Annotated in this window: 26 protein-coding genes and 1 other RNA gene; 8 read left to right on the top strand and 19 right to left on the bottom strand. The window is 61.6% G+C overall.

Annotated features, from left to right (window positions below; translation table 11 throughout):
• The first annotated feature begins 69 nt into the window (after positions 1–69).
• From ligA to N5D53_RS25410, 3 genes are all read left to right on the top strand, one after another.
• On the top strand, positions 70–2,400 hold the full coding sequence (gene ligA / locus N5D53_RS25420) for an NAD-dependent DNA ligase LigA (RefSeq protein WP_104961081.1): 2,331 nt from the start codon (positions 70–72) through the stop codon (positions 2,398–2,400).
• Between the two features lie 225 nt (positions 2,401–2,625).
• Positions 2,626–2,722, top strand: an RNA gene (gene ffs, locus N5D53_RS25415) — signal recognition particle sRNA small type.
• A 266-nt stretch (positions 2,723–2,988) separates the two neighbouring features.
• Positions 2,989–4,074 carry a type I restriction endonuclease gene (locus tag N5D53_RS25410; protein WP_279841017.1) on the top strand — a complete coding sequence of 362 codons (1,086 nt, stop codon included), beginning with the start codon at positions 2,989–2,991 and terminating at the stop codon, positions 4,072–4,074.
• 420 nt (positions 4,075–4,494) lie between these two features.
• On the opposite strand, the gene N5D53_RS25405 is transcribed toward N5D53_RS25410, so the two are convergent.
• From N5D53_RS25405 to N5D53_RS25395, 3 genes are all read right to left on the bottom strand, one after another.
• On the bottom strand, positions 4,495–5,055 hold the full coding sequence (locus N5D53_RS25405; protein ID WP_279841016.1) for a hypothetical protein: 561 nt from the start codon (positions 5,053–5,055) through the stop codon (positions 4,495–4,497).
• A 140-nt stretch (positions 5,056–5,195) separates the two neighbouring features.
• Positions 5,196–5,621: a hypothetical protein gene (locus tag N5D53_RS25400; RefSeq protein ID WP_279841015.1), complete on the bottom strand. Its 426-nt coding sequence runs from the start codon at positions 5,619–5,621 to the stop codon at positions 5,196–5,198.
• Positions 5,622–5,737: 116 nt separating this feature from the next.
• Positions 5,738–6,130 (bottom strand): helix-turn-helix domain-containing protein, encoded by a 393-nt coding sequence (locus tag N5D53_RS25395; protein ID WP_279841014.1) that lies wholly within the window; start codon positions 6,128–6,130, stop codon positions 5,738–5,740.
• A gap of 83 nt (positions 6,131–6,213) precedes the next feature.
• Between N5D53_RS25395 and N5D53_RS25390 the strand changes: the two genes are divergently transcribed.
• Entirely contained in the window at positions 6,214–6,702 is a 489-nt protein-coding gene (locus tag N5D53_RS25390) for a DUF2938 domain-containing protein (protein ID WP_104887837.1), read from the top strand.
• A 15-nt stretch (positions 6,703–6,717) separates the two neighbouring features.
• On the opposite strand, the gene N5D53_RS25385 is transcribed toward N5D53_RS25390, so the two are convergent.
• Both N5D53_RS25385 and N5D53_RS25380 read right to left on the bottom strand, forming a co-directional pair.
• Complete coding sequence (locus N5D53_RS25385) at positions 6,718–6,897, bottom strand: hypothetical protein (RefSeq protein WP_010955016.1); 180 nt, start codon at positions 6,895–6,897, stop codon at positions 6,718–6,720.
• 32 nt (positions 6,898–6,929) lie between these two features.
• Positions 6,930–7,124: a hypothetical protein gene (locus N5D53_RS25380; protein ID WP_020193510.1), complete on the bottom strand. Its 195-nt coding sequence runs from the start codon at positions 7,122–7,124 to the stop codon at positions 6,930–6,932.
• A 456-nt stretch (positions 7,125–7,580) separates the two neighbouring features.
• On the opposite strand from N5D53_RS25380, the gene N5D53_RS25375 reads away from it, so the two are divergent.
• The gene (locus N5D53_RS25375; RefSeq protein ID WP_012051686.1) at positions 7,581–7,856 is read left to right on the top strand and encodes a hypothetical protein; all 276 of its coding nucleotides are present in this window, start codon (positions 7,581–7,583) and stop codon (positions 7,854–7,856) included.
• A gap of 163 nt (positions 7,857–8,019) precedes the next feature.
• On the opposite strand, the gene N5D53_RS25370 is transcribed toward N5D53_RS25375, so the two are convergent.
• On the bottom strand, positions 8,020–8,826 hold the full coding sequence (locus N5D53_RS25370) for an ABC transporter substrate-binding protein (protein ID WP_279841013.1): 807 nt from the start codon (positions 8,824–8,826) through the stop codon (positions 8,020–8,022).
• A gap of 121 nt (positions 8,827–8,947) precedes the next feature.
• Between N5D53_RS25370 and dnaX the strand changes: the two genes are divergently transcribed.
• Both dnaX and N5D53_RS25360 read left to right on the top strand, forming a co-directional pair.
• On the top strand, positions 8,948–11,023 hold the full coding sequence (gene dnaX / locus N5D53_RS25365) for a DNA polymerase III subunit gamma/tau (RefSeq protein WP_279841012.1): 2,076 nt from the start codon (positions 8,948–8,950) through the stop codon (positions 11,021–11,023).
• A gap of 63 nt (positions 11,024–11,086) precedes the next feature.
• Positions 11,087–11,422 (top strand): YbaB/EbfC family nucleoid-associated protein, encoded by a 336-nt coding sequence (locus tag N5D53_RS25360; RefSeq protein WP_003254305.1) that lies wholly within the window; start codon positions 11,087–11,089, stop codon positions 11,420–11,422.
• 31 nt (positions 11,423–11,453) lie between these two features.
• Here N5D53_RS25360 and N5D53_RS25355 read toward each other — a convergent pair whose 3' ends face one another.
• Positions 11,454–11,624, bottom strand: coding sequence for a hypothetical protein (locus N5D53_RS25355; RefSeq protein WP_162497223.1), 171 nt, complete (start codon positions 11,622–11,624; stop codon positions 11,454–11,456).
• A gap of 155 nt (positions 11,625–11,779) precedes the next feature.
• Here N5D53_RS25355 and recR point away from each other — a divergent pair, with 155 nt between their 5' ends.
• The gene (gene recR / locus N5D53_RS25350; protein WP_003254304.1) at positions 11,780–12,382 is read left to right on the top strand and encodes a recombination mediator RecR; all 603 of its coding nucleotides are present in this window, start codon (positions 11,780–11,782) and stop codon (positions 12,380–12,382) included.
• A gap of 118 nt (positions 12,383–12,500) precedes the next feature.
• On the opposite strand, the gene N5D53_RS25345 is transcribed toward recR, so the two are convergent.
• The 12 genes from N5D53_RS25345 to ccoN form a co-directional block, all read right to left on the bottom strand.
• A complete protein-coding gene (locus N5D53_RS25345; RefSeq protein ID WP_009683910.1) occupies positions 12,501–13,049 on the bottom strand; it encodes an adenine phosphoribosyltransferase in 549 nt (182 codons plus the stop codon).
• 54 nt (positions 13,050–13,103) lie between these two features.
• Positions 13,104–13,838: a Crp/Fnr family transcriptional regulator FnrA gene (fnrA, locus tag N5D53_RS25340; RefSeq protein ID WP_003254301.1), complete on the bottom strand. Its 735-nt coding sequence runs from the start codon at positions 13,836–13,838 to the stop codon at positions 13,104–13,106.
• Positions 13,839–14,024: 186 nt separating this feature from the next.
• Positions 14,025–15,407 carry an oxygen-independent coproporphyrinogen III oxidase gene (hemN, locus tag N5D53_RS25335; protein ID WP_010955013.1) on the bottom strand — a complete coding sequence of 461 codons (1,383 nt, stop codon included), beginning with the start codon at positions 15,405–15,407 and terminating at the stop codon, positions 14,025–14,027.
• A gap of 105 nt (positions 15,408–15,512) precedes the next feature.
• Positions 15,513–16,196 carry a sulfite exporter TauE/SafE family protein gene (locus N5D53_RS25330; RefSeq protein WP_104961085.1) on the bottom strand — a complete coding sequence of 228 codons (684 nt, stop codon included), beginning with the start codon at positions 16,194–16,196 and terminating at the stop codon, positions 15,513–15,515.
• Positions 16,189–16,404, bottom strand: coding sequence for a cbb3-type cytochrome oxidase assembly protein CcoS (gene ccoS, locus N5D53_RS25325; protein ID WP_010955011.1), 216 nt, complete (start codon positions 16,402–16,404; stop codon positions 16,189–16,191). Before ccoS ends, N5D53_RS25330 begins: the two co-directional genes overlap by 8 nt.
• Positions 16,383–18,857 carry a heavy metal translocating P-type ATPase gene (locus N5D53_RS25320; RefSeq protein ID WP_279841011.1) on the bottom strand — a complete coding sequence of 825 codons (2,475 nt, stop codon included), beginning with the start codon at positions 18,855–18,857 and terminating at the stop codon, positions 16,383–16,385. Before N5D53_RS25320 ends, ccoS begins: the two co-directional genes overlap by 22 nt.
• 136 nt (positions 18,858–18,993) lie before the next feature.
• A complete protein-coding gene (locus tag N5D53_RS25315) occupies positions 18,994–19,524 on the bottom strand; it encodes a FixH family protein (protein ID WP_104961087.1) in 531 nt (176 codons plus the stop codon).
• Positions 19,525–19,539: 15 nt separating this feature from the next.
• A complete protein-coding gene (gene ccoG / locus N5D53_RS25310) occupies positions 19,540–20,955 on the bottom strand; it encodes a cytochrome c oxidase accessory protein CcoG (RefSeq protein ID WP_279841010.1) in 1,416 nt (471 codons plus the stop codon).
• 296 nt (positions 20,956–21,251) lie between these two features.
• On the bottom strand, positions 21,252–22,229 hold the full coding sequence (gene ccoP, locus N5D53_RS25305) for a cytochrome-c oxidase, cbb3-type subunit III (RefSeq protein ID WP_014590224.1): 978 nt from the start codon (positions 22,227–22,229) through the stop codon (positions 21,252–21,254).
• Complete coding sequence (locus N5D53_RS25300; protein ID WP_003254287.1) at positions 22,226–22,417, bottom strand: CcoQ/FixQ family Cbb3-type cytochrome c oxidase assembly chaperone; 192 nt, start codon at positions 22,415–22,417, stop codon at positions 22,226–22,228. The genes ccoP and N5D53_RS25300 overlap by 4 nt, the downstream gene beginning before the upstream one ends.
• A 5-nt stretch (positions 22,418–22,422) precedes the next feature.
• Positions 22,423–23,031 carry a cytochrome-c oxidase, cbb3-type subunit II gene (ccoO, locus tag N5D53_RS25295; RefSeq protein ID WP_010955006.1) on the bottom strand — a complete coding sequence of 203 codons (609 nt, stop codon included), beginning with the start codon at positions 23,029–23,031 and terminating at the stop codon, positions 22,423–22,425.
• Complete coding sequence (gene ccoN, locus N5D53_RS25290; RefSeq protein ID WP_003254284.1) at positions 23,031–24,473, bottom strand: cytochrome-c oxidase, cbb3-type subunit I; 1,443 nt, start codon at positions 24,471–24,473, stop codon at positions 23,031–23,033. The genes ccoO and ccoN overlap by 1 nt, the downstream gene beginning before the upstream one ends.
• Positions 24,474–24,734 lie beyond the last annotated feature (261 nt).

Below are 24,734 nucleotides of genomic sequence, written 5' to 3'. Positions count from 1 at the left end.
GCAACGACTCCCTAGAACCCCACGCACACCCCAAGCTGCTCTTTTGCTTTGCAAGAGAAGACAAATCCCATGACCGCCGAAACCCGTATCCTCGAACTGCGTGCCGAGCTCGATCAGCACAATTATCGCTACTACGTGCTCGACGAGCCCAGCGTGCCCGATGCCGAATACGACCGCCTGTTCAACGAGCTCAAGGCGCTGGAAGCCGAACACCCGCACCTGGTAACCCCTGACTCGCCCACCCAGCGCGTTGGCGGCGCTGCCTTGGCGGCGTTCAGCCAGGTGCGCCACGAAGTGCCGATGCTCAGCCTGGGCAATGCCTTCGAAGAAGCCGACCTGCGTGAGTTCGGCCGTCGCGTGGTAGAAGGCCTCGATCAGCCTGGCGCGGTCGACTACAGCTGCGAACCCAAGCTCGATGGCCTGGCCGTGAGCCTGCTGTACCGCGACGGCCAGCTGGTGCAGGGCGCCACCCGTGGCGACGGCACCACTGGCGAAGACATCAGCGCCAACGTACGCACCGTGCGCAACATCCCGCTCAAGTTGCAGGGTAAGGGCTGGCCGGCAGTGCTGGAGGTGCGCGGCGAGGTGTACATGAGCAAGGCCGGCTTCGACCGGCTCAATGCCGCCCAGGCCGAGGCCGGTGGCAAGACCTTCGCCAACCCGCGCAACGCTGCCGCTGGCAGCCTGCGCCAGCTGGATTCGAAAATTACCGCCAGCCGCCCGCTGGAGTTCTGCTGCTATGGCGTTGGCCAGGTGTCCGAGAGTATCGGCGACAGCCACATCGGCATCCTCGAACAACTCAAGGCCTGGGGCCTGCCGATCAGCCGCGAGCTCAAACATGCGGCGGGCATCGAAGAGTGCCTGGCCTACTATCGCGACATTGGCGAGCGGCGTAACAGCCTGCCGTATGAGATCGACGGTGTAGTGTTCAAGGTCAACAGCCTGGCCGCCCAGCGCGAGCTGGGCTTCCGCGCCCGTGAGCCGCGCTGGGCGATTGCCCACAAGTTCCCGGCCATGGAAGAGCTGACCGAGGTGCTGGATGTCGAGTTCCAGGTTGGCCGTACGGGTGCAGTCACGCCTGTGGCGCGCCTGAAGCCGGTCAAGGTGGCCGGTGTGACCGTATCCAACGCCACCTTGCACAACATGGACGAAATCGCCCGCCTGGGCCTGCGTATCGGCGACACGGTGATCATTCGCAGGGCCGGCGACGTGATCCCGCAGGTGATGCAGGTGGTGCTGGAGCGTCGTCCGCAAGGCGCCCGCCCGGTAGAGGTGCCAAGCGCATGCCCGGTCTGTGGCTCGCAGGTCGAGCGTACCCGGCTGGTAAAGCGCAGCAAGGGCAAGGAAACCACCAGCGAAGGTGCGGTGTACCGCTGTGTCGGCCGCCTGGCCTGTGGCGCCCAGCTCAAGCAGGCGATCATTCATTATGTGTCGCGCCGTGCCATGGACATCGACGGCCTGGGTGAGAAGAGTGTCGAGCAGTTGGTGGATGAAGGCCTGATCGGCTCGCCGGCTGACCTGTACAAGCTGCAGTTCGAGCAGGTCGTCGGCCTTGAAGGCTTTGCCGAGGTGTCGACCCAGAAGCTGCTGGATGCCATTGAAGCCAGCAAGCGCCCGAGCCTGGCGCGCTTCATCTACGCGCTGGGCATCCCGGATGTCGGCGAGGAGACTGCCAAGGTGCTGGCCCGCTCGCTGGGCAGCCTGGCGCGCGTGCAGCAGGCATTGCCGCAGGTGCTGACCTATTTGCCGGACATCGGTCTCGAAGTGGCCTACGAGATCCACAATTTCTTTGAAGACGAGCACAACCAGAAGGTTATCCAGCAGCTGCTCGACAGCGGTATGCAGTTGCAGGACGAAGGTGAGCTGGCTGCCGAATTTGCCGCCAGCACCACCTTGGCCGGGATGATCGCCAAGCTCGACATTGCCTCCGTCGGCCCGACCGGTGCCGAGAAGTTGGTGGCCAAGCTCGACAGCCTGGACAAGATCATCGCCGCCGACGGCATTGATCTGCGCCAGGCCCTGGCGGCCAAGCAGGCCGACGCAGTGCGTGAGTTCTTCAAGGATGAAGCAAACCAGAAACTGGCCCGGGACATCGAAGCGCAGCTGCTGGCATTCGGCATGCACTGGAGCAGCGAGAAGAAGGTGGCCGAAGGCTTGCCGCTGGCCGGCCAGACCTGGGTGCTGACCGGTACGCTGGAGCGCATGAGCCGCGACATTGCCAAGGACAAGCTGGAAAGCCTGGGGGCCAAGGTTGCCGGTTCCGTTTCCGGCAAGACCCACTGCGTGGTGGCAGGGCCGGGGGCAGGTTCCAAGCTGGCCAAGGCTGCTGAGCTGGGTGTGAAGGTACTGGACGAAGATGCCTTCGTTACCTTCCTGGCCGAACAGGGCATAGCGGTCTAGGCATCCGTGCCCCCCTGTGGGGGGCAACTGTCTTGCTCAAAATTTGAAAAGCCTGCGCGGTCGCCCGTAGGAGCGGGTTTACCCGCGAAGAGGCCCGTCCAGGCCATCTCGACCCTGACAAGTCATTGAGAAATGATGACTTTTTCTGCCGCGGTGGTTGTATCTGCTCCAAAGACCGGTACAATGGCGCCACTCGCTGCTCAGCGAGGCATGTAGTGGTGGCCCCATCGGTCCCCCCGCATTGATTACCCGTTAACCTGGTCAGGCCCGGAAGGGAGCAGCCATAGCGGGAACATCGAGTGCCGGGGTGTGGCTGGTGGGGCCGCCTCCATTCTGTAGGTCCTTAATTCTAAAGGACTGTTCTCGCTCAAAATTTCGAAGTGGACCAGTGCCGTAGTACACCTAAGTGGTGCACTGTGCTGAGCAGCTTCGTCATCTCGCCTCTCCAATAGCCTCCCTGGTTACGCCAATCTCGGCGCTACCTTTCATTCGCTCATGTGGCGTTTTCCCTTGTCTCTCGCAGTGATTTGCAATTGCCAGTATGGTGGCTGTGCTACTAGGATGTGGCATCTGAGCGAGGAGTGAGAGATGGAATTCTTAGAGCGACTGAACGCATTATCAGCCAAGATCCGCCAGCAGGGCCCTGCTATCCAGACAGAGGAGGCGACCAAGATTGCCTTTGTCATGCCCTTCATCAACTCCGTCCTAGGCTACGACGTCTTCGATCCCTCAGAGGTTACGCCAGAGTACGTCTGCGACGTTGGGACGAAGAAGGGCGAGAAGATCGACTACGCCATCATGAAAAACGGCGAAATTCAGATCCTTATCGAGTGCAAGAAGATCGGCGAACCCCTGCATATCAACCATGCGAGCCAGCTGTTCCGGTACTTCCACGTCACCACTGCCCGTATCTCGATCCTTACCAATGGCCAGGTTTACCGGTTCTTCACCGACCTCGATGCCCCTAACAAGATGGATGAGAAGCCATTCTTGGAGCTAGACCTTCTCGATCTGGACGAGCACGCCCTTCCGGAGCTTCAGAAGCTAACCAAGTCTGCATTCGATGTTGACTCGATCATCAGTGCTGCAGGAGAACTGAAGTACGTTGGCCAGATCAAGAAAGAGATGGCTTCGCAGTTCAGTCAGCCTAGTGAAGAGTTCGTGAAGTTCTTCGCTACTCGGGTCTACGACGGGATCATTACCCAGAAAGTGAGGGAGCAATTCACCACCTTGACTAGGAAGGCGGCAATCCAGTTCCTAGGAGATCAGATTAACGACAGGCTTAAGTCGGCTATGAGCGGTGCGGTCGAGCCGTCTTATGCGATGATGGCCGTTCAGGCAGCTCCGGCGCCTGAGTCTGCCGAGGGAACCGGCGACGACGACCGTGTCCAGACTACTCTTGAAGAGCTTGAGGGCTTCCATATCGTCAAGGCAATTGTGCGGGCGGTTGTGGATGCAAAGCGGATTGTTCACCGTGATACCCAAAGTTATTTCGGGATTCTGCTGGATGATAATAATCGTAAACCGATTTGCCGATTGCACTTCAATCGCAGCCAGAAGTACATAGGAACCTTCGACGCTGAAAAGAATGAAACGCGCCACCCAATTGCATCTGTGGATGATATCTACGGATTTGCGGAACAGTTGAAGGGTACCATTTCGCTGTACCAGTAAGTTTTGGTTTATGGCGGGCACCGATCTAATTAGTTATCGAGCGGTGCTCTCGCCATTATTTCTGAAAAGTTGCTGTGAGAGGGTGTTCGCCTAATTGCCTGCTCACTTGCTCCTCCAACAATGTTTCGAGAAACAGAGCAGCTTGACGTCACGCAATAGGAGGGATACGCGAAGGGTATGGCGGTTGGGGAACAGACGCTTCGGGAGTCGAAGATTTAGGTAGCAAACGGATTGGCGTCGGACGATGTAAACCAAACATGTCACCGGAGTGGACCAGAAAAGTGGAGCAATTGAGTGGAACAATTCTGATCACACCCCGAGCTTTGAGCACCTATGATGGATATCCGCACGGTTGAATGGCCGGCCTCCTCATCAGTCTGAAATCCTTGCCTCATAAGGGCTGCATTCAGGAGGCGCGCCTTATTGCTTCAAAGAGACTTGCTTGGCCTCAGGGTTTAGCGCCTTGAGACGCTTCATAAGTGTGCTGATATTGGTGCGAGCCGAACCCTCATTGGCCAGGCGAAGACGCTTGATCCCGATTAGTGAGTCGCCCATCCCGGCGGTATATGGCGTCCGGATGATCTCTCGGAAGATGACGGCGTTTGAACTTGACTCGGTCAGTGTGTATTCAGCCTCGCAGGTGACTTCGAAATCCGCGCCAAAAATGGGTTGATCGACGCGTAGCAGGTTGGCGCGCAGTGTGTAGGCAGTGGGGCCTTCGCCTAGCAAGCCGGCACTAGCAAGTGATTGCTTGAGGGCTGCGCCAAAGTCGGGGCCGTCAATTTCCGAAGTCCAGAGAGGATTGGTGCTGTCTCCGCCATTAACCTCGGTTACCTGGATGTTGCGATGCAGGCGTTGGTCATAGAATTGCGCATCGGTTTGATCCGATATTACGGCCATTCCGGAGATCTGGGCAGGTGATGCACACCCTGTGCAGAGCGCAATAAATGCCGAGGCTAGAAACAAACGGAAGTAGTTCACTCGAATAATCCTTGAATGTTATATCAGTCACATTAGACAGAAGCCATACGTCGTGTATGGCCTCAGGGGCTTCTACGTCCGCGCTGAGCATCGTCGGAACGTGTATTCCTCATGCCGAGCGTTGCGCTGATCGGCAGCCCTTACAGGTTGTATTTGTCATCGATCCTGCGTTTGTCAAGCGTGTATCGCTTGAGGTCGATCGCGTCGGACTCCAGCTTGGCATCTAGCTCGTCCATGTCATGCTTTTTAAGCTTCGCAACGTGAGCTTTGGTGGCCTGGTAGTTGATGAACTCTGCAGCGTCATGCCCGCTCACTGGGTCCCAGAGAATTGAGAGAGGCCAGAAAAGCAGGTTAACGACGCCAAAACCGTAGGCGCGACCATAGAACGAGCCTCCTCCCGGAAGCAGGCCGAGGCCGGCAGCGAGCCCAGGGTTTTTTTCTTCAACCGCGAGGTTTTTGGCGCGGTAGCTAGCAAGTTCCGACTCTTGGGCCGAATTGAGGCCGGTAGCGCAACCAGTGGTTAACGTTATCAGGGCGGCAGCGGTCAGATTTCTAATTGTGGACATGCAACATTTCCTAAGCGTAAGTGTTGTTCTCGCGCACGGCTGGGCGTCGAGGCGCGTAACTTTACACTGAGTAGTGGCGCATTAGAATCATTATGCCATCATCTTGTCAGTGCGATTCAGCCCCTGTTTTTCCCGAGCCCCGCCGCCGACAGCTTCATCAGCCGCTGGAATTTGGGGCATGCCAGATGATCTTCCTCAGGGCATTGCGCGGCATGCCGCAACCCCTTGCTCATAGCCTGCAACCGCTTGATCCGCGCATCCAGCTCGTCCGCCTTGGCCATCAGCATCTGCCGGTCGACCTGCAGGTCCACCAGCATCGCCCCCACTTCATCCAGCGAAAACCCCGCGGCCTGCCCCAGGGCGATCAGCGCCAACCGGTCTGCCACATCGGCTGCAAACTGTCGACGCTGGCCGCGCCCGGCCAAGGACTTGAGCAAGCCTTTCTTCTCGTAGTAACGCAGTGTCGATGCGGGTACGCCTGTGCGTTTGGCGACGTCGGCAATATCCATTTCGGGCCCTTGACTTGAAGTTGACTTCAACTTCTATGCTGCGCGGCATGGTAATGACCGTCAACCTTCGAGGGCTTGTTCAAATGACGTTTACTGCGATGTTTCTAGCTGCGTTGCCGATTGGCATCGGCGCCACTGTAGTGATGGACCTGTGGGGGCTGCTGCTGAGGCGGTTGGGTGTGGCAACGCTGAACTTTGCCATGGTCGGACGTTGGGCGGGGCACCTGCTAGGCGGGCGTGTTTCTCATCAGGCGATTGCCAAAGCGGAACCGGTGCGAGATGAGTTGGCGTGGGGATGGGTGATTCACTACGCCACCGGCGTGCTTTTCGCGATGCTGCTGGTTGTGATCGTAGGGGAGGGCTGGTTGCGGTCGCCTACTCTTTTACCTGCAGTAGTTGTGGGTGTGGGTACAGCCGTGGCGCCGCTGTGCTTCATGCAGCCAGCGATGGGGGCAGGGTTCTTTTCGTCCAGGACGCCGACGCCTGCGCGTAACTGCCTGAAGAGCCTGGCCACGCATTTTGTGTTTGGTGTGGGGTTGTTCTTGAGTGCGGGTTTACTTGCTTTGGTGTGACGGCAGGGAGTTGGGTCAGAGCGAGCGCAAAATCAGCATGCCTGCTAACAGCAGTACCCCTGTAGAGATTGCGCCGATGTAAAAAAGGAGCACACCCGTCCATGGCGAAGACGCTCGAAGGTTGCGCATTTCTTCGGCGAACGCTTCTGCTTCATTCAGTGCTGTTCTGGTGTGATCCTGGGCGGCGCGGTGCATTTGTTACTCCTTGTGGCTGGATTAATCGAAGCTCAGAGCTTGCTGGCCAGTGCCATTACGCCAACTATGGTCGTGACAACTGCTGAACCCGTTGCGATTGGGTACCAGAACGCCTCCTGCCGGAGCTTACGCGCTTCCGCTACAAATTTCTGTGCCTCGGCCCTTAACTTGCGGCCTTCATTTTGTAACTTCTCAAGTTCGAGATGTTCACGATCATCCTGATGCATCGGGCTGTCTATTCTGTTGCGGCGAAGGTGCCGGGGGGCGGGCTTGATTGTGTGCGGTTTGGTTCGGCCGCGAAACCGCCGTCTTCCAGTGAGTGTTGTAGTCCAATTGCGATCAAGATCGTCATGTATGTCACGTCGGAGTAATTTTAGACGGATCTGATATCAATCGAAGAAAGCTCCTACATGTCAGGTAGGTATAGCGAATTATCCTACGATCTCCGTCGTCTCCCGTCTGATTGTCCCGGTCAACCTCGCCCACTAGGCTTTTTCGGTCGCTGTCAGTTCAGCGATCGGGTGTGGAAGCCTGGGTGGTTTGGCGGCTGTCGATATGACGGTTGTGCGTGGGAGGCCTTCGGGCCTGCCGGGTTTGCCATACCCCTGGTCTTCCACCCCGCGTACAACTGTCACCCTAAGTGTGGAAGCGAAAGGGTGCTCTCAGCCCGGTATGGTGAACTCATGAAAAAACTGGTCCCCGATCCACCCCACGTCTTCGATCTTCCCCAAGGCAAGTCCCTTTCCCGCGCGATCAGCGAAGGCATCGTCCCGATGGAGTTCGCGTTGATGAATGTTTCCCACTACCTGATGTTCGCCTACAGCGATAGCCGGCGGGCGCTTGAGCGTATTCAGGACGAAGAAACCAGGCAGTTGTTGGAGCATGGGTTGCGGGCCATGCAGATTGCCTGGGGGCAGGCGGATGCTGTCAGCTTGGCGTTTGAACGTAAAGGCCGGTGACATTGAGTTTGTGATAGAGATTGTGAGTGTGCCGCACAACGCTGTGGGAGCGGGCGTGCCCGCGAAGAATATAGCGCGGTGGATGGCACGGGCTTCGCCCGTGTTCGCGGGCAAGCCCGCTCCCACAGGGATTGCGCAAGCGGTCGCGAAATGAGCAGGGCCGTTAGTTGCGCTGGCTGTGTGCCGGCATTTTGCTGGGTATTTCGGGGCGGGCCACAGACATACTGTACGGGTCGCCCGTCGCTTCATACCGTTGCAAAATCCGCTCTATCTCCCCCGACTGCTTCATCCTTACCAACGCCCGCAACAGCCCTTGTGTCGGTATCGCCGGATCGTTGCGCACCATGCACCCCAAATCCTGTTCGTCCAGCACCGCCAGCGCTTGCAATTGCTGCTCCGCTGGCAACCCTTGGTTGAACCACTGCAACGACAACTGGTTGCTCACCGCATGGCGATACCGGCCGGCCTGCAGCTTTTGCAGTACCAGCAACTGGTTGCGGCTGTCCTCACGGTGCAACTGGCCGTGGTCCAGCAGTGGTTGCAGGGTTGAATAGGTGTAGCCCAGCACCGTGCCGATCGCCTGGGGTGGCAGTTGCTCCGGGGGCATCGGGGTGCTGTCGCCGGCGCGGCCCACCAGTACGTCGCGCTGATGAATCAGCGGGATACTCCACACAAAATCCCTTGGACGGTCGTTGAGCCACTGGGTACTGACGTAGCAACGCACATCAATATCGCCGCTGCTCATGGCTTCCTCCAGGCGCAGGCGGGCCATGACGTGGAACTCGGGGCGAGCGCCCACTTGCCTGGCAACGGCTTGCATCAGGTCGTAAAGCAATCCCTCCACTGGCTGATCGCCTTCGAAGCGTACCAGGGGCATGCTCCAGCTCTCGGCTACGGAGAAGCGCAGCACCGGCTGGTCAGCCAGGCTGTTTGTAGACCACAGCAGTAACAGGGCCAGCAGTCTTCGCAAAGGCAATCCTCCCTGGACAATGCGCCATTCCAAGCTTAGACGAGTTGCGCAGGGTGCAATTTTGCCCCCGCTCCGCTAGCATTAGCGATCTTCCGCTCGATCAGGCTACGATGGTTTTTCGATGAGTTATCAGGTTCTTGCACGAAAATGGCGTCCGCGCTCGTTCCGCGAAATGGTCGGCCAGACCCATGTGCTCAAGGCCTTGATCAATGCCTTGGACAACCAGCGCCTGCACCATGCCTACCTGTTCACCGGTACCCGCGGGGTGGGCAAGACGACCATCGCCCGTATTATCGCCAAGTGCCTGAACTGTGAAACCGGCATCACCTCCACGCCCTGTGGTACCTGTTCGGTGTGCCGGGAAATCGACGAAGGCCGTTTCGTCGACCTGATCGAGATCGACGCCGCCAGCCGTACCAAGGTCGAGGACACTCGCGAACTGCTCGATAACGTGCAGTACGCCCCTAGCCGTGGGCGCTTCAAGGTCTACCTGATCGACGAAGTGCACATGCTCTCGACCCACTCGTTCAACGCCTTGCTCAAGACGCTGGAAGAGCCGCCGCCCTACGTCAAGTTCATCCTCGCCACCACCGACCCGCAGAAGCTGCCGGCCACCATCCTGTCGCGCTGCCTGCAGTTCTCGTTGAAGAACATGAGCCCGGAGCGGGTGGTGGAGCACCTCAGCCACGTACTGGCCGCCGAGAACGTGCCGTTCGAGGAAGATGCCCTGTGGCTGCTGGGGCGTGCGGCCGACGGCTCCATGCGGGATGCCATGAGCCTGACCGACCAGGCCATCGCCTTCGGTGAAGGCAAGGTACTGGCCGCCGATGTACGTGCCATGTTGGGTAGCCTCGACCATGGCCAGGTGTATGGGGTCTTGCAGGCACTGCTCGAAGGCGATGCCAGGGCTTTGCTGGAGGCCGTGCGTAATCTGGCCGAGCAAGGGCCGGACTGGTCGGGCGTTCTGGCCGAAATGCTCAATGTGCTGCACCGTGTAGCCATTGCCCAGGCGCTGCCCGAAGCGGTAGACAACGGCCAGGGTGATCGCGAGCGGGTATTGGCGCTGGCTTCGGCGCTGCCGGCCGAGGATGTGCAGTTCTATTATCAGATGGGCCTGATAGGCCGCCGTGACCTGCCCCTTGCGCCGGACCCGCGCGGTGGCTTCGAGATGGTGCTGCTGCGTATGCTGGCGTTCCGCCCGGCAGACACGGACGACGCACCGAAGCCGGTGCTAAAGCCAACGGGGATCAGCCAGGCCACAGCTGATCCTGCAGGGCAGGTGGCAGCTGCGGCGCCGGTCGCGCTTTCATCGCCTGTCGCGGCTGTGCCGGCGGAACCTGTTGCGCAAGCCCCGCAGCTGGAGGTGCCAGCACCCGCGACGGCTGATCATGAGCCGGAGGCCGAGGCAGATGTTGAGCTGAAGGCGGAAGCCGAGGCTATCTCCGTACCTGAGCCGGTCGCCGAAGTGGTCGACCTGCCGTGGGAAGAGCCTGCCGTTGCACCCGCGCCGTTAGCGGCTGAACCTGCGCCTGAACCGGCACCTGCGCCCGAGCCTGTTGCCCCGGTGGCGCCCACACAGGCCGCCCCGGCACACGACGAGCCGCCTTTCGACCCGTCTGCCTACGCTGCCGTGGGGATGGAGCGCGACGATGAGCCGCCGCTTGACGAAGACTATTACGGCGGCGAAAGCGATCCGGCAGGTTTCAGCTACCTGGACGAATTGGCCGAACATGTTCAGGAAGACGTGTCCAAACCGGCTGCCGAACCGTTGCCGGCAGCCAAACCGGCCACCGGCCTGGCCTTGCAATGGCTGGAATTATTCCCACAGTTGCCTGTGTCCGGGATGACAGGCAACATCGCGGCAAACTGTACGCTGATTGCCGCCGATGGCGACGACTGGTTGCTGCACCTGGACCCTGGCCAGGGGGCGCTGTTCAACGCCACCCAGCAGCGGCGCCTGAACGAAGCGCTCAACCAGCACCTGGGGCGCACGCTGAACCTGCGCATCGAGCTGATCCTGCCCGAGCAGGAAACCCCGGCTCAGGCGGCGGCACGCAAGCGAGCCGAGCGCCAGCAGGACGCCGTCGCGTCGATCGAGCAGGATCCGTTGATCCAGCAGATGATCAAGTTGTTCGGCGCCAAGGTGCGGCAGGATACTATTGAGCCTGTAGAAGCCCTGGTCAGTCAGGGCCAGTAATGGATAACCATGCGGCCGGCCCGGTGCCGGGCCGCATCACATGACCCAATCGAGGTATACCCCATGATGAAAGGTGGCATGGCCGGCCTGATGAAGCAGGCCCAGCAGATGCAGGAAAAAATGCAGAAGATGCAGGAAGAACTGGCGAACGCCGAAGTCACCGGCCAGTCCGGTGGCGGGCTGGTGAGCGTGGTGATGACCGGTCGTCATGACGTCAAGCGCGTCAGCATCGACCAGAGCCTGATGTCGACTGATGAAGATGACAAGGAAGTACTGGAAGACCTCATTGCCGCTGCGCTGAACGACGCCGTGCGCAAGGTTGAGCAAAGCAGCCAGGAAAAGATGGGCGGCATGACCGCCGGCATGCAGCTGCCGCCAGGCTTCAAGATGCCGTTCTAAGGCATTGAGGTACTCAAAAACGCCGCTGATATCAGCGGCGTTTTTTTGCGTAGATTTCAACCCAGACGCGGTCTGCTTTTTTATGTCGGGACAACTGTTTTGCTCGAACTTTGAAATTTTGCACGATCACTGTGGGAGCGGGCATGCCCGCGAACACGGGCGAAGCCCGTGCCATCCACTGTGCAGCCTGCTTCGCGGGCATGCCCGCTCCCACAGTGATCACACTGGCTTTCCAGTTTTGTGCAAGGCAGTTGCTCTCATAAAGCTGCAGGCCGCGTAGACTTGGGGTGACCTGATTTGACGCCACCGCCCCCGCTGGGTATAAACCGCCTCTTATTGAATTGTCAGGCCTTTCCCATGAGCTTCAGCCCTCTCATCCGCCAACTGATCGATGGCCTGCGCATCTTGCCAGGCGTTGGCCAGAAAACCGCCCAGCGCATGGCCCTGCAACTGCTCGAGCGCGACCGCAGTGGCGGGCTGCGCCTGGCTCAGGCCTTGACCCAGGCCATGGAAGGGGTAGGGCATTGCCGCCAGTGTCGCACCCTCACCGAGCAGGAACTGTGCCCGCAGTGCGCCGACCCGCGCCGTGACGACACACAGCTGTGCGTGGTCGAGGGGCCGACCGATGTGTATGCGGTGGAGCAGACTGGCTACCGTGGCCGTTACTTCGTGCTCAAGGGGCACCTGTCGCCGCTGGATGGCCTGGGGCCTGAGGCGATCGGTATTCCGCAGCTGATGGCGCGGATCGAAGAGCAGGGCACCTTTACCGAGGTGATCCTGGCGACCAACCCGACGGTGGAGGGGGAGGCGACGGCGCATTACATTGCCCAGTTGCTGAGCGAGAAGGGCTTGGTGGCGTCTCGCATTGCCCATGGTGTGCCGCTGGGCGGCGAGCTGGAGATGGTGGACGGCGGTACCCTGGCCCATGCCTTTGCAGGGCGCCGGCCCATTTCGCTCTGATTCATTGGGGCCGCTTGGCGGCCCATTCGCGGGTAAACCCGCGCCTACAAAACATACGCGGCCTTCGTAGGAGCGGGTTTACCCGCGAATGGGCTGCAAAGCAGCCCCAAAGGCCCACTCAGTACTCGCTGAGGGAAAACTCGGTCAGGCAGAAGGTAGGCACCCCGGCCGCTTGCAACCGACGCGACCCGTCCAGTTCCGGCAGGTCGATGATCGCCGCCGCCTCGAACACCTGCGCCCCGGTACGACGCACCAGGTTGGCCGCCGCCAGCAGCGTACCGCCAGTAGCAATCAGGTCATCGAAGATCAGCACCGAGTCGCCTTCACACAGGCTGTCGGCATGCACTTCCAGGAAGGCTTCGCCGTACTCGGTCTGGTAACCCTCGCTCAGCACATCGGCTGGCAGCTTGCCCTGCTTGCGGAACAGGATCAGCGGCTTGTTCAGCTGGTGGGCGATGATCGAGCCGATCAGGAAGCCCCGCGCGTCCATGGCGCCGATGTGGCTGAATTCCGCCTCGACATAGCGCTCGATGAATTGGTCGGCCACATAGCGCAGCCCGCGTGGCGACTGGAATAACGGGGTAATGTCGCGGAAGATCACACCCGGTTTGGGGAAGTCCACTACCGGGCGGATCAGGGCTTTGAGGTCGAAGGCGTCGCTGTGCATTGTTGCGGGTATCCTGGGAAAACGAATGCCCAAGTATACCCGCTAAACGTGGCCTCAGGCCTCGATTGCACCACCGGCCAGCGCGCACAGCTGGATCGGGTCGAGGATGTGCACTTCCTTGCCCTCGGCGCGCAGCAGGCCGTTCTGCTGGAAGCGGGTGAACACCCGCGACACGGTTTCTACCGCCAGGCCAAGGTAGTTGCCGATTTCGTTGCGCGACATGCTCAGGCGGAACTGATTGGCCGAATAGCCGCGGGCGCGGAAGCGCGCCGACAGGTTGACCAGGAAGGTGGCAATGCGCTCGTCGGCGGTCTTTTTAGACAGCAGCAGCATCATTTGCTGGTCGTCGCGGATTTCGCGGCTCATTACCCGCATCAGCTGGCGACGTAGCTGCGGCAGTTGCACCGACAGCTCGTCCAGCCGCTCGAAGGGGATTTCACACACCGAAGTGGTTTCCTGAGCCTGGGCCGATACCGGGTAGGCCTCGGTATCCATGCCCGACAGGCCGACCAGTTCGCTGGGCAGGTGGAAGCCCGTGATCTGCTCTTCGCCGCTGTCGCTGAGGCTGAAGGTTTTCAGGGCCCCGGACCGTACTGCGTAGACCGAGCCAAAACTGTCACCCTGGCGGAACAGAAACTCGCCTTTCTTGAGCGGCCGCCCGCGTTTGACGATTTCATCCAGCGCGTCCATGTCTTCCAGGTTCAGCGAAAGAGGCAGGCACAGAGGGGCCAGGCTGCAATCCTTGCAATGGGCCTGGTTGTGTGGGCGCAGTTTGACTGGCTCGGACATTTGAATCGATCCTTGTGGGAAAGCACACATAAGTCGTAAGGGTAACTCACGACACAGGGTGTAGGCCAGTGTGCGCGGTGATGGTGCGCGCTGGCGAAACCCCGGCAGGTGGCCTGCCGGGAGTCCTTGTGTGCTCATAGTGTGCCTGACAAGGAAGCTTGTCCATGCGGTTGAACGCCTTGTTTTTCAGATCACTCGCGAGAAGCGCTGGCGGTTGTGCATCGCCAGATAGGCGTCGAACACCATGCATACCGAGCGCGCCAGCAGCCGGCCGGCGGGCAGGATGCGAATGCCCTTGTCGTCCAGGCTGATCAGGCCGTCGCGCTGCAAGGTCAGCAGCTCGGGCCAGAGGTCGTTGAAGTAACCGCGAAAATCCAGGGTGAAAGCCTGTTCGATGGGTTCGAAATCCAGCTCGAAATGGCAGATCAGTTGCTGGATCACCGCCCGGCGTATGCGGTCGTCGTGGTTGCACAGCAAGCCGCGCTGGGTGGCCAGCTGGGCGTTGGACAGGCTGTCCTGGTAGGTGTTGAGGTCACTGCTGTTCTGGCAGTACAGGTCGCCGATCTGGCTGATCGCCGACACGCCCAGGCCAATCAGGTCGCAGTGCCCGTGGGTGGTGTAGCCCTGGAAGTTGCGCTGCAAGGTGCCTTCTTCCTGGGCAATGGCCAGTTCGTCGTCGGGCAGGGCGAAGTGGTCCATGCCGATGTAGCGGTAACCGGCGGCGGTCAGTTGGTCGATGGTGGCGTGCAGCATCTCCAGCTTGGCGGCGGCGCTGGGCAGGTCGTTGCTGTCGATGCGCCGTTGCGGCATGAAGCGCTCGGGCAGGTGGGCATAGTTGAACACCGACAGGCGGTCGGGCTGCAGGCGGATCACTTCTTCCACGGTGCGGGCAAAGCCTTCCGGGGTTTGCTTGGGCAGGCCGTAGATCAGGTCGAGGTTGACCGAGCGAAACTGCAGCGTGCGCGCAGCCTCGATCAGGGTGCGGGTCTGTTCCAGGCTCTGCAGGCGGTTGATCGCGCGCTGCACGGCCGGGTCGAGGTCCTGTACACCCAGGCTGACGCGGTTGAAGCCCAGTTCGCGAAGCAGGCCCATGGTCGACCAGTCGGCTTCGCGAGGATCGATCTCGATGCCGTAGTCGCCGGAATCGTCGTCCAGCAGGTGGAAGTGCTGGCGCAGGGTGGCCATCAGCTGGCGCAGTTCCACATGGCTGAGGAAGGTCGGTGTGCCGCCGCCAAAATGCAGCTGTTCAACACGCTGTTTAGGGTCCAGGTGGCAGGCGACCAGCTGGATTTCCTGCTCCAGGCGCTGCAGGTAGGGCGCAGCGCGGGCGCGGTCTTTGGTGATGACCTTGTTGCAGGCGCAGTAGTAGCAGATGTTGGCGCAGAACGGCACATGCACGTACAGCGACAGCGGGCGCACGGCCCGTCGGCTCTCGCGCAGGGCGTTGAGCAGGTCGAACGAACCCACCTCGCTGTGCAGTTGCACGGCGGTTGGGTAAGAGGTGTAGCGTGGCCCGGCGAGATCGTAGCGGCGGATCAGGTCGGTATCCCAACGGAGGTCGTCGAGCATGAGGGTAGTCCCCGGAAAGAGCAGCAGTGCACCGGAGTCTATGGCCGTCTGTAGGAAACTGTGTTGATTTGTATCAAGGGCATTGGGGCTGCTTTGCAGCCCCCGTCAATGCCCCATCAGCCAGTGCTGGTGTGGGCCCGGCAGGGTCCAGACACCGAATAGCATCACCAGCACACCGCCCGCCACGCGCACGCTGCGTCGCCGCAACAGGGCGTTTACCCGTTCGGCAGCCAGCCCGGTTGCCAGCAACACCGGCCAGGTGCCCACCCCGAACGCCAGCATCAACCCGGCGCTGTAGCCGGCATTGCCCTGGCTGGCCGCCCACAGCAGGGTGCTGTACACCAGCCCGCACGGCAGCCAGCCCCAGAGGGCGCCCAGCAGCAATGCCCGAGGGAGGCTGGACACTGGCAGCAATCGCGACGCCACCGGCTGGATATGCCGCCACAGCCCGCGGCCCAGTGCCTCGATACGGGTCAGCCCGCTCCACCAGCCGGCCAGGTACAGGCCCATGGCAATCAGCAGCAGTGCCGCAACCACCCGCAGCGCCAGCGCTGCCGGGCTGCTGGCCACGGCCCAGCCGGCCAGGCCCAGCAACAGGCCGGCGCAGGCATAGCTGAAAATGCGCCCCAGGTTGTACGCCAGCAACAGGCGCAGGCGCTTGCCGCGTTGTTCGGGGGGGATGGCCAAGGTCAGTGCGCCCATCAGGCCGCCGCACATGCCCAGGCAGTGACCGCCCCCTAGCAGGCCAAGGACCAGTGCCGAGCCCAGCAGCGGAAGCAGGTCAGGCACGGGGTGGTGGTTCCTTGTCGGTGTCGGCTGCGGCATCGTCAGGCTTCACTGCCGCCTGGTGGCGCGGGTCCTGATCGTCGAACAGGATGCTGTGGGCGGGGCCTTCAAGGTCATCGTACTGACCGCTGTCTACCGCCCAGAAGAAGATGTACACGGCCACGCCGACCAGCAGCAGGGCTGCCGGGATCATGACATAGAGGGCGGGCATGGCGACTTCCTCCCGGGTATAGGGGCTTCGTGGGGCAGCGGGCCCGATGCCACGGGCATCCGGGTCAGGCGCAGGGCATTGAGCACCACGATCAGCGAGCTGACCGACATGCCGATGGCGGCCCACACCGGCGTGATCCAGCCGAGCGCGGCGAACGGCAACATCAGGCCATTATACAGGGTCGCCCACAGCAGGTTCTCGAGGATGTTGCGGCGGGTGCGGCGGGCCAGCTCGAACGCCTGCACCAGCGCTTGCAGGCGGTTGGACAGCAAGACGGCGTCGGCACTGGTCTTGGCCAGGTCGGTGGCGCTGCCCATGGCGATGCTGATATCGGCGGCGGCCAGTACCGGTACATCGTTGACCCCGTCGCCGAGCATCAGCACCTTGCGCCCGTCAGCCTGCAGGGCTTTCAGGCGGTCCAGTTTGTCATCCGGGCGCAGGCCGCCAATGGCCTGGTCGATACCCAGCTGCGCGGCCACTTCGGCAACCATCGGCGAGCTGTCGCCCGACAGCAGCAGGGTGTGCCAGCCCCGCGCCTTGCAGGCAGCGAGCAGGGCCGGGGCATCGTCGCGCAGGCGGTCATCCAGGCCGAACCAGGCCAGTGGCCCCTGGCGGTCGCCCAGCAGCAGCCACTGGCCGCGCGGCTCGGGTACAGCGGGGATTTCCGCACCACTCAAGGCGCAGACGAAGGTAGCCTGACCAATGCGCAGGCGCTGGCCGTCGACCACCCCCTCCAGGCCCAGGCCGGGTACGCTCTGTACGTCATCGGCAGGTGTGGCGGTACGACCAAAGGCGCGAGCGATGGGGTGTTCAGAGCGGTTTTCCAGCGCCGCGGCCAGGGCCAGGCAGCGGTCGGCGGCCTGGCTGCCGAGCGGGCGGATGTTGCGCAAGGTCAGGCGGCCCTCGGTCAGTGTACCGGTCTTGTCGAAGATCACCGTGTCGATCTGGTTCAGGCCTTCCAGCACATGGCCGCGGGTCACCAGCAGGCCAAGCTTGTGCAGGGTTCCGGTGGCGGCGGTCAGTGCGGTTGGCGTAGCCAAAGACAGGGCACAAGGGCAGGTGGCCACGAGCATGGCCAGTACGATCCAGAACGCCCGTGTCGGGTCCAGGTGCCACCACCACAGGCCGATGGCAACGGCGGCCAGCAGCGAGAACAGCAGGAACCACTGCGAGGCGCGGTCGGCGATTTCCGCCAGGCGCGGTTTTTCGGTCTGGGCGCGTTCCAGCAGGCGGACAATGGCCGACAAGCGTGAGTCATGGCCAAGGGCTTCCACTTCCACATTCAGCGCGCTTTCAACGTTCAGCGTACCGCCAGTGACCCGCTCACCCACCCGGCGTGGTTGCGGCAGATACTCGCCGGTCAGCAGCGATTCGTCGACGCTGGAGCGGCCCTCGACGATGCGCCCATCGGCAGGGATGACCGCGCCGGGCAGCACCTGCACGGTGTCGCCGCACTGTAACTCGCTGAGCAGGATGCGTTCGCTGCGCCCGATGGCGTCCAGGCGCAGGCATGAGGCTGGCAGCAGGTTGACCAGCTGCGCAGTGGCCGCCGCTGTGCGCTCGCGGGCGCGGCGCTCCAGGTAGCGGCCGGTCAGCAGGAACAGGGCGAACATGCCCACCGTGTCGAAGTAAAGCTCGCCGCTGCCAGTGATGGCTGTCCAGATGCCGGCGCCGAACGCCAGGCCAATGGCCAGCGACACCGAAACGTCCATGGTCAGGTGGCGCGTTCGCAGGTCGCGCGCCGCGCCCTTGAAGAAGGGCGCGCAGCTGTAGAACACGATGGGTATGGTCAGGAACAGTGCCACCCAGCGCAGGATGGTATGCAACTCGGGTGTCAGGTCGATGTTGAATTCCGGCCAAGTGGCCATGGTCGCCATCATCGCCTGGAACCACAGCAGCCCGGCCACGCCCAGGCGGCGCAGGGCGCTGCGGTTTTCCCGGGCCAATTGCTCGGCGGCCTGGTCAGGCTGGTAGGGGTGGGCGGCGTAGCCGATCTGGCGAAGTTCGGCCAGCAGGCGCGACAGCGGTAGCTGCTTGTCATCCCAGTTCAGCAGCAGGCGGTGATTGGACAGGTTCAGGCGCGCTTCGGCAACACCGGGCAGGTTGCGCAGGTGCTTTTCGATCAGCCAGCCGCAGGCGGCGCAGCTGATGCCCTCGACAAGCAAGGTGGTTTCGGCCAGCTCACCCTGGTGGCGGACGAAGGTTTGCTGCACGTCGCTGCGGTCGTACAGGGCCAGTTCGTCCTGCAGTTGCTTGGGCAGGGCTTCGGGGTTGGCGCTGTTGTCGCTGCGGTGCTGGTAGTAATGTTCCAGGCCTCCAGCGACGATCGACTCGGCCACCGCCTGACAGCCGGGGCAGCAGAACTGCCGCGGCTGGCCGAGGACCACGGCGGTGAAGCGGCTGCCGGTGGGGACGGGCAGGGCGCAGTGGTAGCAGGGGGTCGGTTGGGTCATAGGGCAGACACTGCTCAGGCAGATAGGAAACCCTGTGGGAGCGGGCGCGCCCGCGAATGCGTCAGACCTGGAAATACCTTTGCCTGAACTATCGCATTCGCGGGCGTGCCCACTCCCACAGGGATTTGCGGTGTTACTACTGTTGGTGTTCGGCGCCTTGCAGGGCTTCGTCACCCAACTGCAAGGTCACACCATGCGCCACTTTTTCCTCTTCGAACAGGCGCCATACCTGGCCCTCTTCACTGCCCAGCAGCTCGACAAAGCGCCGGCCCTCGACCTTGTCCTCCAGCTGCCCCACATAGCGCCCTGCTTCGACCCGGCTCAGCAGCACCTTGCGGTCCTTCTCTGGCTGGGTCGGCGAAATCAGGTTCAGCTCCAGGTTTTGCGGGGCACTGCTACCGGTCAGGCGCAGGTCCACTTCGCCGGTCAGTTCGTCCAGATGCACACTGGCTTTCAGGCCCAACTGCTGCGCCAGCAGCTCGCGGTCCAGCGAGCGGTTGATGCCCTTGCCGGCCTCGTAGTAGTTGTCGTTCACCAGGTTGTCCGGGTTGTGCACAGCGATGCTGACCATGGTCAGGCTCAGGCACACCGAGGTGGTGAGGATGCCGATGATGATCCAGGGCCAGAGGTGCTTGTACCAGGGGCTGGCGGCGGTGGCGGCAGGCATTGTGCGTTATCTCTCTTAGCGGATCTGTGGGCCGATGAAACGGCTCTTGGCTTCAACCTGGGCGTCGCTGTCGTCGGCGCTCTTGAGGATGAAGGTGATTTCGTTGGTGGTCGATGGCAGCTTTTCGGGGGCAACCGACAGCTGCACGGGAAGGCTGACGATGTCACCGGCGGCCACGCGGATCTCGCGCTGGCCTTCGAGCTTGAGGTCCGGCAGGCCGGCGGCGTCCAGCACGTAGACGTGATCGCGCTGATCCTTGTTCATTACCTTCAGGCTGTACACGTTCTCGATCCGGCCCTGGGCGTTTTCGCGGTACAACACGCGGTCTTTGCTGACGTCGAAACCGACCAACGAACGGGTGGCGAAGGCCGTCGCCAGCCCGATCATCATCACCAGCAGTACCACGGCATAGCCGATCAGGCGCGGGCGCAGCATGTGGGTCTTCTGCCCGGACAGGTTGTGTTCGGTGGTGTAGCTGATCAGCCCTTTGGGGTAGTTCATCTTGTCCATGATGCTGTCGCAGGCATCGATACAGGCGGCGCAGCCGATGCACTCGATCTGCAGGCCGTCACGGATGTCGATGCCGGTCGGGCAGACCTGCACGCACATGGTGCAGTCGATGCAGTCACCCAGGCCCTGGGCCTTGTAGTCGGTATCTTTCTTGCGCGGGCCGCGGGTTTCGCCACGGCGTGGGTCGTAGGACACGATCAGCGTGTCCTTGTCGAACATCACGCTCTGGAAGCGGGCATAGGGGCACATGTACACGCACACCTGTTCGCGTAGCCAGCCGGCGTTGCCGTAAGTGGCGAGGGTGAAGAAGCCGACCCAGAAGTAGGCCCAGCCATCGGCCTGGCCCGTGAAGAATTCGATCGCCAGTTCACGGATCGGCGAGAAGTAGCCGACAAAGGTCATGCCGGTGACAAAGCCGATCAGCAGCCACAGGCTGTGCTTGGCGAATTTGCGCAGGAACTTGTTGCCGCTCATGGGGGCTTTGTCGAGCTTCATGCGCTGGTTGCGGTCACCCTCGGTGACCTTTTCGCACCACATGAAAATCCAGGTCCACACGCTTTGCGGGCAGGTGTAGCCGCACCACACCCGGCCGGCGAACACCGTGATGAAGAACAGGCCGAAGGCGGCGACGATGAGAATGCCCGAGAGCAGGATGAAGTCTTGCGGCCAGATGGTGGCGCCGAAGATGTAGAACTTGCGCTCGGGCAGGTTCCACCACACGGCCTGATGACCCCCCCAGTTCAGCCACACGGTGCCGAAGTACAGCAGGAAAAGCACTGCACCGCCGACCATGCGCAGGCGACGGAACAGGCCGGTGAAGGCGCGGGTGTAGATCTTTTCCCGGGAAGCGTAGAGGTCGACGGAATCCTTCCCTTTGTTGGCAGGCGGGGTCACATCATGTACCGGAATTTGCTTGCTCATCATCAAGTCCCACGGCAGTGGAGAAACGCCGCGGCCTGTGCGTGCGGGCCGCAGTCTCGCGCAATCTGCTAGCGCTCTGCGGCCCATGATACGCCGCTGATGGCAGTATGGGTTCGCACTGCGACCTTTAGTCGCGTTGGGTTCGTGGTATGAAACGTGTTATGGCGGGTGTCAATTGATCCAGGTCATCAGCCTGCGAGAAATGCTGTGCCAGTACCGGCCTCTTCGCGGGTAAACCCGCTCCTACAAGGATCCTGTGTAGGAGCGGGTTTACCCGCGAAGAGGCCAGGCCTGCCTTACTCAGCCTTGGCTGGCTCAGCCTGGTGCGACAGGCTGTAGACGTAAGCCGCCAGCAAGTGCACCTTGTCGTTGCCCTGCAGTTGTTCCTGGGCCGGCATCTGCCCCTGGCGGCCATAACGAATGGTCTGCTGCAATTGGGCAAAGCTCGAGCCGTAGATGAACGCCTGCGGGTGGGTCAGGTTCGGAGCGCCCATGGCGGGCGTACCTTTGCCTTCCGGCCCGTGGCAGGCCACGCAGTTGGCTGCGAAGATCTTCTGCCCGTTCTCCACATCGGCCTTCGCGCCTTCAGGCAGTGTGCGGCCATCGAGTTTGCTGACCACGAACGCAGCCACATCGGCCACGCCCTGGTCACCGATCACTTCGGCCCAGGCCGGCATCACGCCATGGCGACCGGCCATGATGGTGGTCTTGATGGTTTCCGGCTCGCCGCCCCAGCGCCAGTCATTGTCGGTGAGGTTGGGGAAGCCGAAGGCGCCCTTGGCGTCGGAACCGTGGCACACCGAGCAGTTGGAGGCGAACAGCCGCGCACCCATTTTCAATGCCTGTGGGTCCTTGGCCACTTCTTCGATCGGCATGGCCGCGAATTTGGCGAAGATCGGCCCGAAACGGGCGTCGGCCTTGGCCATTTCCTTTTCCCACTCGTGCACGCCGGTCCAGCCCGGCTGGCCGTTGGAAAACTCGGTCTGCTTGTCGTTATCCAGGTACGAATAGCCCGGCAGGACGCCTTTCCAGTTGCCTAGGCCCGGGTACAACACCAGGTAACCGAGGGCGAAGATGATGGTGCCGACGAACAGCCAGAACCACCATTGCGGCAGCGGGTTGTCGTATTCCTCGATGCCATCGAAGGCATGCCCGACGGTTTCGTCGGTAACCTCTTCGCGCTGGCCCTTGCGGGTCGACAGCAGCAGCCAGGTCAACGAGAAGATGGTGCCCAGGGTCAGGACGGTAACGTACAGACTCCAGAAGGTTGTCATTGTTGTTTGCTCCCAGAAGCTTTTGCTTGCTCGACGTGCCGAGTGGCCTCGGGGTCATCCGCGAAGGGCAGTTGGGTCGCTTCGTCGAAGTCCTTTTTACGCCGTGGGTTGAACACCCACAGCGCCAGGCCCACGAACGCCACCATCACCACGACGGTGCCCAGGCCGCGAATCATCCCGATATCCATCAGCGTCACCGTTTGCTCTTGATGATGGTGCCAAGACCCTGCAGGTACGCGACGATGGCGTCCATTTCGGTCTTGCCCTTGACCGCGTCACGTGCGCCGGCAATGTCGGCGTCGGTGTACGGGGTGCCGAGTGTGCGCAGCACTTCCATCTTCTTCGCGGTGTCCTTGCCGTCGAGCTTGTTCTCGACCAGCCACGGGTAGGAAGGCATCTTCGATTCCGGTACCACGTTGCGCGGGTTGTACAGGTGCGCTCGGTGCCAGTCATCGGAGTAGCGGCCGCCGACGCGGGCCAGGTCCGGCCCGGTACGCTTGGAGCCCCACAGGAACGGGTGGTCCCACACGCTTTCACCGGCTACCGAGTAGTGGCCGTAACGCTCGGTTTCGGCACGGAACGGGCGGATCATCTGCGAGTGGCAGCCCACGCAGCCTTCGCGGATGTAGATATCGCGGCCTTCCACCTCCAGCGCGGTGCGCGGCTTCATGCCCTCGACCGGCTTGTTGGTGACGTCCTGGAAAAACAGCGGGACGATCTGGGTCAGGCCACCGACGCTCACGGCGATGACCATGAAGAAGGCCAGCAGGCCTATGTTCTTCTCGACGGCTTCATGCTTCATCAGTGCGCTCCCACAACGACGATCTTGGCGGCCTCTTCAGCCTGTGCCGGGTTGGCGGCACGTACGGTACGGAACACGTTGTAGGCCATCAGCAGCATGCCGCTGGCGAAGAACGCTCCGCCCAGGGCGCGGACGATGTAGCCGGGGTGGCTGGCCTGCAGGGCTTCGACGAAGGAGTAGGTGAGGGTGCCGTCATCGTTGATGGCGCGCCACATCAGGCCCTGGGTGATGCCGTTGACCCACATCGAGGCGATGTACAGTACGGTACCGATGGTGGCCAGCCAGAAGTGCGCGTTGATCAGGCCGATGCTGTGCATCTGCTCGCGGCCGTAGAGTTTCGGGATCATGTGGTACACGGCGCCGATCGAAATCATTGCCACCCAGCCGAGGGCGCCGGCGTGGACGTGGCCGATGGTCCAGTCGGTGTAGTGCGACAGTGAGTTCACGGTCTTGATGGCCATCATCGGGCCTTCGAAGGTGGACATGCCGTAGAACGCCAGCGACACCACCAGGAAGCGCAGGATAGGGTCGGTGCGCAGTTTGTGCCAGGCACCCGACAGGGTCATCATGCCGTTGATCATGCCGCCCCAGCTTGGCGCCAGCAGGATGATCGACATCACCATGCCCAGCGACTGCGCCCAGTCAGGCAGGGCGGTGTAGTGCAGGTGATGCGGGCCGGCCCAGATGTACAGGGTGATCAGCGCCCAGAAGTGCACGATCGACAAGCGATACGAGTAGATCGGCCGCTCGGCCTGCTTGGGCACGAAGTAGTACATCATCCCCAGGAAGCCGGTGGTGAGGAAGAAGCCCACGGCGTTGTGGCCGTACCACCACTGGATCATCGCGTCGGTGGCGCCGGAGTAGGCCGAGTACGACTTGAACAGGCTCACCGGCAGCGAGATGTGGTTGACGATGTGCAGCATCGCGGTGACCACGATGAACGCACCGTAGAACCAGTTGCCGACATAGATGTGCTTGGTCTTGCGCTTGACGATGGTGCCGAAGAACACCAGCCCGTAGGTAACCCAGACGATGGCCAGCAGGATCGCCAGCGGCCACTCCAGCTCGGCGTATTCCTTGGTGGTGGTGTAGCCCATCGGCAGGGTGATCAGCGCGCCGACGATCACGGCTTGCCAACCCCAGAAGGTGAAGGCGGCCATGCTGTCGGAGATCAGCCGGGTCTGGCAGGTGCGCTGCACCACGTAGTAGCTGGTGCCGAACAGCGCACAGCCCCCGAAGGCGAAGATCACCAGGTTGGTGTGCAGCGGGCGCAGGCGGCCGAAGCTGGTCCAGGGAAGGTCCAGGTTCAGCTGCGGCCACACCAGCTGCGAGGCGATGAAGACGCCGAGGCCCATGCCAAGGATCCCCCAGACCACCGTCATGATGGCGAACTGGCGGACGACCTTATAGTTATAAGCAGTCGGACTGATTGCTGTGCTCATTCTAAGGTTCCACGGTTTTGATGTTCTTGTTGGTCGAAAAATCGGCGCCAGTATTGATAACCAGCAAGGTTACCGCAACGCAACTTTGGTACGCCGACCCGTGTCCAGACCCGTTCACTGATGTCCCGCAGGGATCGGGTTAGGGCGATTGTACACAAATAAATATTTGTAATGTGTACCGTTTTTCATCTTTTTCTGATCGATCGGTCAAGCTTTTTCTGGGGCGGCGACAGGCCATGCGCCGCGTCTGCTCCGGTCCTT

Origin of the sequence: Pseudomonas sp. GD03862 (assembly GCF_029840855.1) — a bacterium.
Taxonomy (GTDB): Bacteria; Pseudomonadota; Gammaproteobacteria; order Pseudomonadales; family Pseudomonadaceae; genus Aquipseudomonas; species Aquipseudomonas alloputida.
The sequence above is the reverse complement of the archived record's forward strand: the minus strand, read 5'-3'. Positions and strand labels throughout refer to the sequence as shown.